This is a genomic window from Xanthomonas vasicola pv. musacearum NCPPB 4379 (assembly GCF_000277895.2).
In the GTDB taxonomy this organism is placed as follows: domain Bacteria; phylum Pseudomonadota; class Gammaproteobacteria; order Xanthomonadales; family Xanthomonadaceae; genus Xanthomonas; species Xanthomonas vasicola.
In genome coordinates, this window is record NZ_CP034655.1 from 4,172,593 (window position 1) to 4,187,955 (window position 15,363).

A 15,363-nucleotide genomic window follows, 5' to 3' on the forward strand; every position below is an offset into this window, starting at 1 on the left:
GCTGCAGACTCACCACACGAGTACGCAGATGTCGCCTACACCCACGTCGCTGCTATTGCTCGATTTCGACGGCGTGCTCGCGCACTACGCGCGGCCACGGCGCATGGCCGCCCTTGCGACAGCGGCTGGCTGCTCACCGCAGCGCGTGCATGAGGTGTTGTTCGCGCAGGGCCTGGAGCGCGCCTACGATGCCGGTGCGATCGACACGCACGCATATCTGGCGCAGTTGAGCGAAGAGTTGAGGCACCCGATCGATCGCGCTACCTGGATCACGGCACGCGTCGCCGCGTGCCGCGCCGATCCTTCGGTTGTGGCACAGGTGTTGGCGGTGTCGGCAACCACCGCTGTGGCGGTACTCACCAACAACGGCCCGCTGATGCTCGACGCGATCGAGCGGGTCGTGCCGTCGTTGTTTCCGCTATTGCAGGACCGCGTGCTGTGCAGCGGCGCGCTCGGCGGCCGCAAACCCGATGTGCAGGTGTATCAGCGCGCGCTGGCACAACTCGGGCAACGCGCCGAGCACACGCTGTTTGTCGACGACTTGTTCGTCAACGTGCGCGGCGCACGCGCGGCCGGCCTGCACGCCGACACCGTGCGCGATGCCCGCGCGTTGCGGCGGGTGCTCAAACGCTACGGACTTGCATAAGACAAAACCCCTCCCCCCCCCCGGGAGAGGGGTTGGGGTGAGGGTACGGAGAAAGATTGCACGCCACCGGCGTGCGTGCCTTGGAGCGCCCGCGTCGCAAGCGCGGGCCGGAGCGTGGAACGGTGGCTGGGGTGAGGGTACGGCGGAAGACAGCCATTCCACCCAGGCAGTCAAAAGACCACGCACCCTGCGTGAGATGCACGCTGCACACCACGCATCTCCAACACGCTTCTAACCGGCGCAGTGCCGGCGAGAAGACGCGCAAGCACAGCCCACCATCACGGCAGCGCGACGTACTCGGCAAGCGCCAGACGCAAACGCGCCAGACCATCCGCCAGCTCGACGTCGGTCAGATTGAGTGCCGGCACGAAGCGCAGCACATCCGGGCCGGCCTGCAGCAGCAGCAAGCCATGTTTGGCTGCCAGGTCGAGGATCGCCCCGGCCTGCCCCGCGTGCGTCGGCGCCAGCACCGCGCCCAGCATCAGGCCACGTCCACGAATCTGCGCAAACAGACCGAAGTCGGCATTGAGCGCTTCCAGACCCGCGCGCAACGCCGCCGACTGCCGCTCCACGTTGTCGGCTATCTGCGGCGAGGCCAGCTTGCGCAGCGCCACGCGCGCCACCGCCGCAGCCAATGGATTGCCGCCGAAGGTGGTGCCATGCGCGCCGAACTGCATGGTCTCGGCCACCTTGGGCCCGGCCAGCATCGCGCCGATCGGGAAACCGCCACCCAGCGCCTTGGCCAGGGTCACGATGTCCGGCGTCACCTGTTCCTGCCAATGCGCGAACAGCGTGCCGGTGCGGCCCATGCCGCACTGAATTTCGTCCAGTAGCAACAGCGCATCGTGCTGATCGCATAGCGCGCGCACACGGCTCAGGAAGCCCGGCGCGGCCGGCATCACCCCGCCCTCGCCCTGGATCGGCTCGACCATCACCGCCGCCACATCGCCGCTGGCCATCGCCGCTTCCAGCGCTGCAACGTCGTTGAAATCCACATAGCGAAAACCGCCCGGCAGCGGCTCGTAGCCTTCCTGATACTTGGGCTGCGCGGTGGCGGTGACCGATGCCAGCGTACGGCCATGGAAACTGCCGCGGAAGGTGACGATGACGCGCTTGTCGGCCGGCCGGCACTGGCTGCTGGCCCACTTGCGCACCAGTTTGATCGCCGCCTCGTTGGCCTCGGTGCCGGAATTGCACAGGAACACCTTGTGCGCAAAACGCGAGGCAGTCACCAGCTCCTCGGCCAGTTTCAGCGGCGGTGCGCTGAAGAACACGTTACTGGTATGCCACAGCTTGCCGGCCTGCTCGGTGAGCGCAGCCACCAGATCGGGATCGTTATGGCCGAGTCCGCTGACCGCGATGCCCGACGACAGATCCAGATACTCGCGTCCCGCATCGTCCCACACGCGGCTGCCCTGACCACGCTCCAGCACCACCTGGCGCGGGCGATACACCGGCAGGTAGTAGTGCGCGAGGGACAGGGGCGAATCGGCAGCGGTGCTCATAAGGATGGGTCGCAGAAGCGGAGGGAGAACCGGCATTCTCGCGCATTCGCCGGCCTGCGGCACAATGCGCGCATGCGCCCTTTCTCCGATCCGCAACTCACTGCAGCCACCGACGATGGCTGGCGCCGACAGTGGTTCGACATCATCTACCGCCACGACACCCGTCCCTCGCGCAATTTCGACCTGATGCTAGTGGTGGCGATCCTGGCGAGCGTGATGGTGATCATGATCGCCAGCGTGCCGCGCATCCATTCGCATGCGGCGGACTGGCTGGTGCCGCTGGAATGGGCGTTCACGGTGATCTTCACCATTGAATACGCGCTGCGTCTGGCGGTGGTGCGGCGCCCGCTGCATTACGCGCTCAGCGTGTGGGGCGTGATCGATCTGCTGTCGATCCTGCCCAGCTATCTCTCCTTCTTCGTGCCCGGCGCGCAGACGCTGCTGGTGGTGCGCGTGCTGCGCATCCTGCGGTTGTTCCGCATTCTCAAACTCACCCGCTACATCGAAGAGAGCGGGCAACTGCTGGACGCGCTCTGGCGTAGCCGGCGCAAGGTGTTGGTGTTCCTGTTCAGCGTACTCACCATCACCGTGATCGCCGGCGCCACGATGTACATCATCGAAGGCCCGCAGCACGGCTTCACCAGCATCCCGACCAGCATGTACTGGGCCATCGTCACCATGGCCACGGTGGGCTTCGGCGATCTGGTGCCGCAGACCACGCTGGGCCGCTTCGTGACCTCGGCCTTGATCCTGATCGGCTACAGCATCATCGCCGTGCCCACCGGCATCTACACCGCCGAGCTGGCCAGCTCATTGCGCGAAGGCCGCCACACCGGCAAACGCGATGTACGCTACTGCGCCCGCTGCGGGTTGGAAGGCCACGCAGCGGACGCACGCTATTGCAGGCAATGCGCCGAGCCGCTGCCGAAGGTGTCCAATGGCTGATGCGGTGCTGTGGACCACGATGAGGTAAAGATTAGGCCGCAGTTGCCAGGCGGCCATCGCCCTTGCGCGCCACGGCATGTAGCAGACCTACATGCCGGTACCGAGTCCGCCGTCCCTGCCCAACTGCATACTGCGTGGGAGTTCGATTGCAAAGCAGATGGGCTGTGGTTCGGCTGCAATCGTGTTGATCGCTGATGGGCAGCCAGCGCTCGCAGCGCGAAGAGGTCACCAACGCAATCAGCAGTTGAGCTCACTCGCATCATTCCCCAGCGATACGTGCACAGCATCACTGCAACATGCGGTTGCTCATGTCGATCAGGTCGTTGTAGCTGGCAAGCACGGCCTGACGGGTACCATCCGGCGGCATCGAGCCGCTTTCCAGCTGCATCTGCTCACTCTTGCTCAGCGGGGTCTTGCTGCGGATGCGCTCGATAAGACGTCCTGAGTCACGCGCAAGCTTGTCTGCAGCACGTTCCATGTGACCCCACATCGCATCGCCCTGGCCGGCCTTGGCCTTCTGCGCGTCTTCCAGAATGCGCTGGTAGTTGGCCAATTGCGCTTGCGCCGCGGCAAGATCCGGCGTGTCGCTGTCGAGCACCTTCACCAGCTGCTTGCCCTCGCCGATGATCTTCAGGTGATACCACGCTGCGCTGTGGCCCTCTGCTTTTTCGATCGCATCAATCTGCGCCTTGCGCCGCGTGTCTTCGTTGTGTTCCAACGCCGCGTTCATCGCTTCGCCGGCCTCGAAGAACGCGGCATAGGCTTGCATCAGCGGTGCGTGCAGTGCGCGCATGCCCTTGCCTTCGTCGCGCAGATAATCCTCACGGCCGTAGTAGCGCACCGTCCCCCAATACGCTTATTGAGCGTGGTGAAGCGTTCCTGATACGTCTTGGCAACCGGGTCGAGCTCGGCGTTGACCGGTTGCTGCGCCAACGCGGCGGTCATCGGCGCACCGCACGCCTCGACCCGATGCGACAGCACCGTGCCTGGTGCACGAATCCCGCGCTCCTTGCCGGTGGGCCCGGCTTGCGGGTCCTGCATCCAGCCGATATAGGTCTGGTAACTCTCATGGATCGGCTGTTCGACACCATTGAAACAGGCAACGTAGGCATTGATCTTGTCGGCGCCCTCCACCGCGGCGGCGGGTGCGCTTTTCTGGCAGCCGGCAAGCAGCGCGGCAAGAACGATTGCCGCAGCCAGCGGCGCAGAACGAAGGCGATGAGTCATGTGGCTTTCCATGGGAAGTGTCTAAGGCATGGCCTGCGGATCAGCGCAAGTGCGATCATCGAGGGTGAGAACAGAGGCTCACCTTGCGCATTGGTCGTCGTGGTCATGCTGGCGCGTGTCCTCACGGGCCAGCCTGCGGCTGATTGGCCGCAAGACGTTGAGAGTCACGTCGAAACATCCTTGTTGGAAGCGTTTTCAGGCGCGCACGGTAGCAGAGCGGGCTGTGAACTCTCCGTGCGTGCCACAGCATGCCTGCGACGACGACTTTCAGCGTCGCAATGCGCACAGACGCATGCGGCACTCATGCTGTCGCGCGGATGCACGTGCGGTACATGCACCCGCGCGTAAAGCAACTGCGCTGCGAGCATCCAGCCGCCAGGTTGTTGTCGTCAGTCCAGAAACAGATCCGGCAACAACGCACGCGACGGATCCACTGCATAACCGCTTAAGTCGGTGATGCCGGCCTGGGCCAGCACCTCGTCGTCGATCAGGAATTGCCCGTGAAACCCGGCCGCTTGCCGCGTCAGCACCGCATGCGCGGCATCGGCCATGATCTCCGGGCGACGGCAGGCCGCGGCGTCCACGCCAGGCAGCATGTTGATCGCATCGGTGGCGATCACCGTGCGCGGCCACAACGCATTGATCGCCACGCCGTGCGGGCCGAACTCTGCTGCCAGCCCCAGGGTGACCAGGCTCATGCCCATCTTGGCCAGCGTGTAGCCGGTGTGCGCGCCCCACCATGCAGGATTCAGCGACGGCGGCGGCGCCAGACTGAGGATATGCGGATTAGCCGCCTGCAGCAGATGCGGCAGGCACGCCTGCGCGCACAGAAAACTGCCGCGCGCGTTGACCTGTTGCATCAGATCGAAGCGCTTCATCGGCGTGTCCAGCGCACCGCGCAACCAGATCGCACTAGCGTTGTTGACCAGGATATCGATCCCGCCGAACGCATCGACCGTCGCCGCCACCGCCGCACGCACCTGATCTTCTTCGCGGATATCGCACTTAAGCGCCAGCGCCTGCCCACCGGCCGCAATTACCGCCGCAGCTGCGCTATGGATGGTTCCTGGCAATTTGGGATTGGCCACCGCCGACTTGGCCGCAATCGCCACATTCGCCCCATCGCGTGCCGCCCGCAACGCAATCGCCAAGCCAATCCCGCGCGAGGCACCGGTGATGAACAGGGTTTTGCCTGATAACGTCATGGGATTAGGGAATCGAGAATCGGGAATGGTAAAAGCTTAACGCCTTGAACATCCCGCAACCGACGAACAAACAGCTCTCCCGGTGCGCTCTAACGATTCCCCACTCCCGATTCCCGATTCCCGGCCGTTCAGGGCTTCGGCCCCTGCCCTTCGTTGTCTTCCCAGTGCAGCACGCGGCGGGTAACGAAGCGGTAGACCGGTTTGCCGGTGGCGAACCAGAGCTCGCGTACCCAGGAAGTGCGTTTGAGCACGCGGCGTTCCACCGGAGTAAGTGCGGCCGGGCAGTACATGCGCTTGTGCTTGAGCAGGTGGCGCAGATCCTCGCGGGCAAGCAGACGCATCCAGCGCGCGCGTGGGTTGCCACGCACGGCCAGCTGGAAGTCGATCACCGCCGGGCTGCCGTCGTCCTGCACCAGCCAGTTGGCTTCCTTGGCCAGATCGTTGTGCGCCACGCCACGACGATGCAGCTGCTGCAACAGCCTGCGCGCACTACGGAAATAGGCCAGATCGCCGCGCGGCGGACGCTGATACATCGCCGCGCCAGCCAGGTAGCTGCGGTCCAGATGGCGCCCGTCCCAGTGCAGCAACCGCGGCGTGCGCGGCAAGCCATCCAGCTGGCGCAAGGCCAGCGCCTCGCGCCGCGCCAGCCACCAGGCCACGCCACGCAACAGCAATGGCGCCACGCTCAGGTCGCGACGCACGAACACGTGCTCGCCATCGCGGATCAACAAAATGCGTCCGAACGTATCGGACTTCAGCGGCAGATTGCCAGTGGGGTCGTGACTCATGCCCCATTGTAGGCGGCTGGTTTGTCTCCCCGCGCGTCTCTGTGGCGTGCGCGCGGGCGGCATCTGCGTGGTCGCAACATGAGGTGAAGCCCATCCCTCCATGTGAGGACGGTGCAATCAACCACTGCTGCGCACCTTTATAATTCAGCGATGAACTCATGGATCGACGCCACGCTGGAGTGGATCGGACACCACCCCACCTTGGCTGGCGCGGTGATCTTTGCCATCGCATTCTGTGATGCGGTGATTGTGTTGGGCGCCATCGTGCCCGCGCTGCCATTGCTATTTGCCATCGGCGTGCTGATCGGGCTCGGGCAGATCAACGGGCCCTACGCAGTGGCGTGCGCCACGCTGGGCGCCTTCGTCGGCGACACGCTGAGCTTCTGGGTCGGCCACCGTTGGGGCCACCAGTTGCACACCTATTGGCCATTCCGGCGTTATCCGCAATTGCTGGAACGCGGCGAGCTGCTGTTCCGGCGCAACGCCTTCAAGAGCATCTTGATTGCCCGCTATGTGGGCGCGGTGCGGCCGTTCGTGCCAGCAATCGCCGGCATGTCGCACATGCCGTTCAAGCGCTATCTGTTCGCCAGCGGGCTGGCCTGCATCTCGTGGGCGCTGTTGTTCCTGGTGCCCGGCTGGGTGCTGGGCACTGCCTACGATGCAGTCGCGGCGGTGGCCGGGCGGCTGTTCGTGGTGGTCGCGTTACTCGCGGCCGTGATCGGGCTCGCCTGGGCGGTGGTGCTGTATGCGTATCGTTGGTCCGCCGGCCACTTGGATGCCTTGCTGGCACGCCTGCTGGAGTGGTCGCATCGGCATCCGGTATTGGGAAATTGGTCGGTCGGCGTATTCGATCCGCGCCGTCGCGAATCGGTGCCACTGGCGATGATGGCCCTGATGCTGTTGCTGCTCGGCTGGGGCTGGTTCGTGCTGCTGATGGTGGTGCTGGCGCATGGCGAGCCGCTGCGGGTGGACCTGGCCGTGCACGACCTGATGCTGGCGCTGCGTAACCCGCTGGCCGACTACCCGATGGTGGCGCTGGCCTCGCTGGGCGACTGGCAAGTGCTGTTGCCGGCCATTGCCGCCGCGATGGGCTACCTGGCCTGGCGCCGTCGCTGGATGGCCGTGGCGCATTGGGTCATCGCGCTGGCCTTCGGCCTTGCGCTGACCCAACTGCTTGGCGCCACCGTGCAGGTGGTCCGCCCGCCTGCGGCCAGCAGCGGCTTTGGGTTTCCATCGGTCGCGGTCACCATGGCCACAATTGGTTTTGGCTTTTTCGCGCTGCTGATCGCGCGCGAGTTGCCCGGCCGCCGCCGCGTGTGGCCATATCTGGTCAGCGGTGCCATCGTGTCGTTGATCGGTTTCGCACGCCTGTATCTGGGCGCACATTGGCTCAGCGACGTCGTTGGCGGCATGCTGTTCGGCATCTTCTGGCTGCTGGTGCTGGGCATTGCCTACCGCCGCCGCGCCACGCGCGCGTTCTGGGTCAAGCCAGTATCGTGGATCTTCTACGGCGTGTTCGTGAGCTGCGCGATCTTCTTTGCGCCACGCAATCTCGACACCAAGCTGGCGAAGTTCGAACCGCCGCCGCAGTTGCTGATGGAGTTGCCGGCAAACGAGTGGTGGGAAAGGCAATGGCGCCTGCTGCCGGCACGCCGCAACGAATTCGACGACGATCAGCGTTGGCCGCTGGACGTGCAGTTGGCCGGTCCGCTTGCCCCGTTGCAGCACCAACTCGAAGCGCGCGGTTGGCAGGTCCAGCCGCAAGCAGGCTGGGAACAGGCGCTGCATCTGCTTGATGTCAGCGGCCGCCCGGACGAAGTGCCGATTCTGCCGGCCACGCTGGACACCCAGGTCGAAGCGCTGTTGATGGTGCGCCATGCCGCGCCCGGCCATGTGCATGTGCTGCGCCTGTGGCCCGCCGCCGCGCGTCTGCAACCGGATGCACAACCCCTGTGGGTGGGCAGCACCCAGACCTTGCGCTACAGCCGCCCCTTCAGCCTGATCGGCTTGTGGTACCCGTTGCGCGGCGTCGATCCTGCATTGAGCGCATTGCGCGACGCACTCGGCCCACTGCCGCATCGCATGGAACAGCGTCGTCGCTCGCAGGTGCCGGTGATCCTGATCGACACCACCTCGGGTAGTGCAGTGCGTGGCGAGAACAAAGACAACACTGCACCGCAGGCGGGAACCACTGCGCCCGGTGCTGCTGCATCGGACCCGTCACAGCGGCGTCGTTGATCGATCTGGCAATAACCGCGACCGGTCTGAAATCGCGCGGTTTTTTATAGGTCCGGGCTGCCAGCAACGCTATTTACACCCTATATCGATGGCGATCGTATGCTGGTGTCTGGATGCAGCTGAAACTTCAGAACAAAAGCCTCGTGCATCGAGTGCGCGATACCCTCACCGCTTGCGGGACACGCCGTAAACCCGTCCATGGGGGCTCGATGGCGGCATCCATGCGGCCAACGGTCCCACAAGCGACGAGGACATCGCAAGTACGTTGGTCGGCGGCTTTATAAAAGCGGCTCGTGGTGCGAAGGCGGTGTGCGGCTTAGTGCTTGGGCGTTGCCAACTGCCAACTCCCAACGCTTACTGACATCGCCAGCGCACATCGCCTGTCGCCTGCACTGACACACCGACCATCTCGACTGGTCTTGCCCGCTCACCGTCGCAGGACCCTTGGCGGCATGGAGGCCGCCACGGAGCTTCCAGGGACGTACTTGCAGCGTGTCCCGCGATGGTGGGCGGGCAACGGCCCTGCAGCAACGCCGCGGATCATTGGCTCCGCAACTGTCAGCGCCGTTCAATCGCCTTTCAAAGCGATTGGGGCACTGGGAATCAGCGCCGTTCGGATATGCAAACGCCGCGTTGAATCAGCGCGCGATACCTCACCACAACACACCACCCACTGGCTGCATCGGCTCCGGCGCTTGCTCACCAATGGCTTGCAAGGCATCGATTTCCACCGTACGGCACATCGTGTCCAGGGGCAGGTCGTGGATGGTGTTGGCGAATGGGTCAACCAGCTCATCGCCGATTTTGAACACCGCCAGAAACATCAAGCCGGCCACGGTTGAACCGACCGGGGTGGCGTACTGCAGCGTCTCTACCAACCCGATCGGCAACAGCACGCAGAAAAGCCGCGTAAACACGTTTGGATAGAAGCGGTATTGGTACGGCAGCGGGGTATTTTTCAGGCGCTCCATGCCGCCCTGCGCGTTAGCGATATCCACCAGGATGCGCTCTACGCTGGCCTGCTGGATGCTGTCGATCCAGCCATCGCGCCGCGCCTGCTCCACACTGCGACCGGTGATGTCGAGCAAGCCGTTGGCTACATTGGTGCGGGTGATCACTGCGGTTACTTCATCGGCATCCAGACGCGACTCCAACGCCGTCGCGACCGGCAACCGGCGCAACTGGCAGCGCAACGCGTTGACGTAAGCGATCTGACGCAGCGCAATCGCACGCCCCAGCGCCGCAGCTTCCGGCGCAGACAAAATGCTCACGCTCAAACGCACCAAGTTACGTGATGCATTGATCATCTGGCCCCACAGCACGCGCCCTTCCCACCAACGCTGATAGGTGGAATTGGCTCGAAAACCCAGGAATAACGCCAACGCCGAGCCGAAGATGGTCAGCGGCAGCGCTGGCGCGCGGAACGGCAGCACGTAGTAGATGATCGTGATCAAGACATCCCATACGAACAAGACCGCCAGGGTCCGCCAGACCTGGTTGAATATATCCGCTAGACGCGGTTTCACATCGATGATCAAGGCTCACTCCAGTGGATCGATAGCGAGTGCGGCCATTACGCGCATCCAGTGCGTGGATGCCATCGACAGCGTACTCAAGCGCAGGAGTGTGCCGTTGCAGCGGTGCAAGCGCAATGATGAAGCGCGCCTGCGCCATTGCGTCAGCGCATCACGGCATCCACGCAAGCACTTGATCCAACCGCTGATGCGGATCGTCCTGCTGCAACAACAACAGACGCTGCTGTTCGGTGAGCGGCAACAGCTCGGCCAACCGCCAGCCCACCCAGGCGGCTTGATCCAGCAAGCCCGGCCCCACCGAGGCGAATTCGCCACCCACCTGTTCGAGCATGCGCTCGAGCAGGGTGGCCAGCAGGCTGTGTTCGGGGCGCAATTCGTCGTCGCTGTCGGGCTCGCACCAACGCACCTCGCCAACCACCAAGCCGTTGTGGCGTATGCGCGAGCGCTGCACATGGAAGCGACGCGTGCCGCGCGAGCGCAGCACCAGCACACCGTCGGCGCCGACATCGAAATCTTCGATACGCACTTCGGTACCAAAGGCAGCCGGCGTTGCCGGCGCACCGACTTCGGTGCCGTCCAGGATCAGGCAGACACCGAAGCTCGTGCCATTGCGGCCACTCTCGCGCACCAGATCCAGATAGCGGCGCTCGAACACACGCAACCCCATTGCCGCGCCCGGCAGTAACACGTTGTGCAACGGAAACAACGGCAACGCGCTGGTCTCGGCGGCAGGCATGAGAGGCACCATCAGGACAGCTGCGCCAGGAAACGTCGCGGCGCACCGTCGAAGCCACCATTGGACATAAACACCACATGGTCGCCCGGCTGCGCGATCTCGCCCAGCGTCTGCAACAAAGCGTCCACGTCGTGCGCCACATGTGCATCACCGCGCACCTGCGCAATGATCGGTGCGGCGTCCCAAGCCAGTTCAGGCCGATGCAGAAACACCACTGCGTCAGCATCGTGCAGCGATGGCGCCAACGCCTGCGCATGCGCGCCCAGCCGCATTGAATTGCTGCGCGGCTCCATCGCCACCACCACACGCGCTGCACCGACCTTCGCACGCAAGCCCTGCAACGTGGTGGCGATGGCGGTGGGATGGTGCGCAAAGTCGTCGTACACGGTAACCCCGTGCGCGTTGCCGATGACTTCCAGCCGCCGCTTGACGCTCTGAAAGCGCGCCAACGCCGGCATCACCATGGCCGGATCTACGCCAACCGCATGTACCGCCGCAAGCGCCGCCAACCCATTCAATACGTTATGCCGCCCGACCAACGGCCATTGCACCTGACCGATTTCCACGCCACGGTGCAGCACCGCAAACGCGCTGCCATCGGCCGCGATCAAACGCGCGCTCCAGTCCAGCGATGCATCGAACCCGAAGCGCTCCACTGGCGTCCAGCAGCCCATCGCCAGCACCTCGGCCAGGTGCGCGTCTTCGCCATTGACGATCAGTCGCCCGCGTGCCGGCACTGTGCGCACCAGATGATGGAACTGGCGCTGGATCGCCGCCACGTCGGGAAAGATGTCGGCATGGTCGTATTCCAGGTTGTTGAGGATCGCCACCAGTGGGCGGTAATGCACGAACTTGCTGCGCTTGTCGAAAAAGGCGGTGTCGTACTCGTCGGCTTCCACCACGAATTCGCACCCCTGGCCCAGCCGTGCCGACACGCCGAAGTCTTCGGCCACGCCACCGATCAAAAACCCCGGCGCACGCCCGGCGGCCTCCAACAGATAGCTCAGGATGGTGGTGGTGGTGGTCTTGCCGTGGGTGCCGGCGACTGCCAGCGTGTCGCGGCCAGGCAGCACCTGCTCGGCCAGCCATTGCGCGCCGGAGGTGTAGCGGCGCCCGGCATCCAGCACTGCTTCCACTGCCGGATTGCCGCGCGACAAGGCATTGCCGACGACGACATCGATCGCGTCCGGCGAAATATTGGAAGGCGCATAGCCCTGCGCCAGCGCAATGCCCAGCGTTTCCAGCTGTGTGGACATCGGCGGATAGATGGCTTGGTCGCTGCCTTCCACCTGCCAGCCCAGCTCACGCGCCAGGGCGGCCACACCGCCCATGAAAGTTCCGGCGATGCCGAGAATGTGGAGTTTGGTCATGCCGCTCATTGTCGCTGATCGCCGGAGTTGCGGGACATTCCGATCCAACGCGAGCTCAGGTGTCGGGAAATTCCTACCGTACTGTCGGAAATTTCCCGATATGCGAACTGCGTCACATCCATCACCATGCTGAACGCCAGTCGCAGCATCCCTTTGGTCCTACTCCCCAAGAGGCCAAATCCCCAGGGAGCTCATGCTGTCGGGGCTCTGAGCAAGCCTACTACTGGCGTTATTCTGCCCCGGGCGTCTTGTACGTCCGGGGTTTTCTTTTGGGCGATCCCACGCACGCGGCTCAGCCTGCGCGCGGCATTCAACGCGCTCGCCCCTTCGCAACAGCAGTGCGGCCAACTGCCGCGACTGCGAAGGACCGGGACTTGCGCCCGGTCCCTGCCGACTCAGCGGCCAAGCGCCTTGCGGATGCGCTCCAGCACTTCATCCAGTGAACCCACGCCGTCCACGCGCGCCAACTTGCCGCGCTGCTCGTAGAAGCCGATCACCGGTGCGGTGGAATCGGTATAGACCTGCAGACGCTTGCGCACCGATTCCGGATTGTCGTCTTCGCGGCCTTCGGCCTTGGCGCGACCGGCGATGCGCTCGACCAGCAATTCGCTGGCTACATCCAGCTGCACCACCGCATCCAGCGGCTGACCGATCTCGCTGAGCAAGGCATCCAGCGCATTGGCCTGCGCCACGTTGCGCGGGTAGCCGTCCAGGATGAAGCCATTGGCCACATCGGCCTGGCCGAGGCGCGCCTCGAGCATGCCGAGCAGGATGTCGTCGGACACCAGGTCGCCGCGTGCCATCACTTCCTTGGCTTTCAAACCCAGCGGCGAACCGGCGGCCACTTCGGCGCGTAACAGGTCGCCCGTGGAAATATGCGGGATCTCAAACGTGTCTTTGAGACGTGTCGCCTGGGTGCCCTTGCCCGAACCAGGCGGTCCCAACAGAACCAATCGCATCAGTGGACTCCACTTTCGAATAAAAACGCGGTGCGGTTGGCGGCGTTAGACTCACTTCTTCGCCAGCGCTGACCGTATGGTCGTGCAGCTTACCGCATCCGGGGAATGTCCCGGCACTGTCCCCTGCGCCATGTTCCATGTGAGGAGCCCGTCCCCTTATGACTACTGGAAACTTGTTGTATGCCCAATCCGGCGGCGTCACTGCTGTCATCAACGCCACCGCAGCTGGTGTCATCGCCGAAGCGCGCGCCCGCAAGATCAAGGTGCTGGCTGCACGCAACGGCATCCTGGGCGCCTTGCGCGAGGAATTGATCGACACCTCCAAAGAATCCGCTGCGGCCATTGCCGCATTGGCGCAGACGCCCGGCGGCGCATTCGGCTCGTGCCGCTACAAGCTCAAATCGCTGGAAGAGGACAGCGCCAAGTACGAGCGCCTGCTCGATGTGCTGCGCGCACACGATGTGCGCTGGTTCCTCTACAACGGCGGCAACGATTCGGCCGACACCGCGTGGAAGGTCTCGCAACTCGCAAAGGCGTATGGCTACCCGCTGCACTGCATCGGCGTGCCCAAGACCATCGATAACGATTTGGCCGTAACCGACACGTGTCCCGGCTTCGGCTCGGCGGCCAAGTACACCGCAGTCTCGGTGCGCGAGGCCGCGCTGGATGTTGCCGCCATGGCCGACACCTCCACCAAGGTCTTCATCTATGAAGCGATGGGCCGCCACGCCGGCTGGCTTGCCGCCGCGGCAGGGCTGGCCGGGCAAGGCCCGGACGACGCACCGCAGATCATTTTGCTGCCCGAACGTGCCTACGACCAAGCCGCGTTTCTGGCCAAGGTGAAGCAGGTAGTGGAAAAAGTCGGCTGGTGCGTGGTGGTCGCCAGCGAAGGCATCCAGGACGCACACGGCAAGTTCGTCGCCGATGCCGGCGGCGCGGCCGACTCGTTCGGCCACGCGCAACTCGGCGGCGTGGCGTCGTTCCTGGCCGCACAGGTCAAACAGGCACTCGGCTACAAGGTGCACTGGACCTTGCCCGATTACCTGCAACGCTCCGCGCGCCACCTCGCGTCCAAGACCGACTGGGAACAGGCGCAAGCCGTCGGCAAAGCCGCCGTGCAGTACGCACTTAAGGGCATGAACGCAGTGATTCCGGTGATCGAACGCGTCAGCGACGCACCGTACCGCTGGAAGATCGTGCCCGCGCCCCTGCACAAGGTGGCCAACCACGAAAAGAAGATGCCGCCCAGCTTCCTGCGCAAGGACGGCTTCGGCATCACCGAACGCGCCCGCCGCTATTTCGCCCCATTGGTCAAGGGCGAAGCCCCGCTGGCCTACGGCAGCGATGGCTTACCGAAATATGTGACGCTGAAGAATGTGGCAGTGGCGAAGAAATTGCCGGCTTGGGCGGGGTAGTTTCGAAGCATTGCGGAGGCGTACCGGACTACGTCGGCACAGTTCGCGGCGAACCCATTGGCTCACGCCCTCGCATTGCGTCCAAAGGAGAAAGGTCACACTAGACTGGCGTCGTAGATCACCACGACCAGATCATGAAGATGCTTTGGCTGCGCGACTGCCGCTTTACTGCCACACACTGCATGCCAATAGAGGGAACCCCGGCGTGGCCGGGGGTCGTTGTTATGGGGGCAGAGAAACAGATGACCGACTTACTGACAGGCTTTACCTTCCACCGTCATCTGTGTAGCGAACATCGGCACCTGCGGGATCTTTCCGGCAGCAGCTTGTTGTTTGGCGTCTTCCAGATAGATACGTGATTGGCCCTGGCCATCTAGCTGCGGTTTCGCGTCCACCGGCTTGCGCCACACGCGCACGACCGCTTGCTGCGACGGGCACGCTGCGCTTGGTACACGGATCACATCGTTGAAGATCCACCCCGAAGCAACGCTCGGCGCAGCCTTGGCGAAATCTACGAAGCGTGCGCGCGGCTGACAGGTGGGACTGCTGCGTACCACCGACAATGTGTACGGCTGTGCAGCATTGCCGGTGAACACACCTTCCAGACGCGCACAGGCTTCCGGGATCTGACGCAAGGTGTGCACCGCACCAATCGCTTGTGCAGTGCCTGGCGGACGCTGCTTGAGTTCGGGCGTCGGATCTGCCGCAAACGCTTGGCTGGTCAGCAACAGCGTTGCAAGCATCGCGGCATATTTTTGCGCAGCATGGTGAGACATGGAGACTCCTGGTCGACC

12 protein-coding genes and 1 pseudogene are annotated in these 15,363 nt (G+C 64.0%); 4 read left to right on the forward strand and 9 right to left on the reverse strand.

The window, feature by feature from the left end:
* The first annotated feature begins 28 nt into the window (after positions 1–28).
* Positions 29–646 (forward strand): HAD-IA family hydrolase, encoded by a 618-nt coding sequence (locus KWO_RS19220; RefSeq protein ID WP_017112966.1) that lies wholly within the window; start codon positions 29–31, stop codon positions 644–646.
* Positions 647–924: 278 nt separating this feature from the next.
* Here the strand turns inward: KWO_RS19220 and KWO_RS19225 are convergent, their stop codons facing one another.
* On the reverse strand, positions 925–2,151 hold the full coding sequence (locus KWO_RS19225) for an acetylornithine transaminase (RefSeq protein ID WP_026113181.1): 1,227 nt from the start codon (positions 2,149–2,151) through the stop codon (positions 925–927).
* Between the two features lie 72 nt (positions 2,152–2,223).
* On the opposite strand from KWO_RS19225, the gene KWO_RS19230 reads away from it, so the two are divergent.
* A complete protein-coding gene (locus KWO_RS19230) occupies positions 2,224–3,096 on the forward strand; it encodes an ion transporter (protein ID WP_010364433.1) in 873 nt (290 codons plus the stop codon).
* A gap of 286 nt (positions 3,097–3,382) precedes the next feature.
* Here the strand turns inward: KWO_RS19230 and KWO_RS19235 are convergent.
* The 3 genes and pseudogenes from KWO_RS19235 to KWO_RS19245 form a co-directional block, all read right to left on the reverse strand.
* Positions 3,383–4,335: pseudogene (locus KWO_RS19235) on the reverse strand (YiiG family protein).
* Between the two features lie 377 nt (positions 4,336–4,712).
* A complete protein-coding gene (locus KWO_RS19240) occupies positions 4,713–5,528 on the reverse strand; it encodes an SDR family oxidoreductase (RefSeq protein WP_010377160.1) in 816 nt (271 codons plus the stop codon).
* A 128-nt stretch (positions 5,529–5,656) separates the two neighbouring features.
* Positions 5,657–6,316, reverse strand: a complete 660-nt coding sequence (locus tag KWO_RS19245; RefSeq protein ID WP_010364430.1) for a serine/threonine-protein kinase — start codon at positions 6,314–6,316, stop codon at positions 5,657–5,659.
* A 150-nt stretch (positions 6,317–6,466) separates the two neighbouring features.
* Between KWO_RS19245 and KWO_RS19250 the strand changes: the two genes are divergently transcribed.
* Positions 6,467–8,554 carry a bifunctional DedA family/phosphatase PAP2 family protein gene (locus KWO_RS19250; RefSeq protein WP_017112964.1) on the forward strand — a complete coding sequence of 696 codons (2,088 nt, stop codon included), beginning with the start codon at positions 6,467–6,469 and terminating at the stop codon, positions 8,552–8,554.
* A gap of 653 nt (positions 8,555–9,207) precedes the next feature.
* Here KWO_RS19250 and KWO_RS19255 read toward each other — a convergent pair.
* The 4 genes from KWO_RS19255 to KWO_RS19270 all read right to left on the reverse strand — a co-directional run bounded on the left by KWO_RS19255 (position 9,208) and on the right by KWO_RS19270 (position 13,154).
* The gene (locus KWO_RS19255; RefSeq protein WP_010364428.1) at positions 9,208–10,092 is read right to left on the reverse strand and encodes a bestrophin family protein; all 885 of its coding nucleotides are present in this window, start codon (positions 10,090–10,092) and stop codon (positions 9,208–9,210) included.
* A gap of 148 nt (positions 10,093–10,240) precedes the next feature.
* Positions 10,241–10,837, reverse strand: coding sequence for an LON peptidase substrate-binding domain-containing protein (locus tag KWO_RS19260; protein ID WP_017119549.1), 597 nt, complete (start codon positions 10,835–10,837; stop codon positions 10,241–10,243).
* On the reverse strand, positions 10,837–12,204 hold the full coding sequence (mpl, locus tag KWO_RS19265) for a UDP-N-acetylmuramate:L-alanyl-gamma-D-glutamyl-meso-diaminopimelate ligase (protein ID WP_017112963.1): 1,368 nt from the start codon (positions 12,202–12,204) through the stop codon (positions 10,837–10,839). Before mpl ends, KWO_RS19260 begins: the two co-directional genes overlap by 1 nt.
* 386 nt (positions 12,205–12,590) lie before the next feature.
* Positions 12,591–13,154 carry an adenylate kinase gene (locus KWO_RS19270; protein WP_010364422.1) on the reverse strand — a complete coding sequence of 188 codons (564 nt, stop codon included), beginning with the start codon at positions 13,152–13,154 and terminating at the stop codon, positions 12,591–12,593.
* Positions 13,155–13,312: 158 nt separating this feature from the next.
* Between KWO_RS19270 and KWO_RS19275 the strand changes: the two genes are divergently transcribed.
* The gene (locus KWO_RS19275; protein ID WP_010364418.1) at positions 13,313–14,569 is read left to right on the forward strand and encodes a 6-phosphofructokinase; all 1,257 of its coding nucleotides are present in this window, start codon (positions 13,313–13,315) and stop codon (positions 14,567–14,569) included.
* A 251-nt stretch (positions 14,570–14,820) separates the two neighbouring features.
* On the opposite strand, the gene KWO_RS19280 is transcribed toward KWO_RS19275, so the two are convergent.
* A complete protein-coding gene (locus tag KWO_RS19280) occupies positions 14,821–15,345 on the reverse strand; it encodes a hypothetical protein (RefSeq protein ID WP_010377166.1) in 525 nt (174 codons plus the stop codon).
* Between the last annotated feature and the right edge of the window lie 18 nt (positions 15,346–15,363).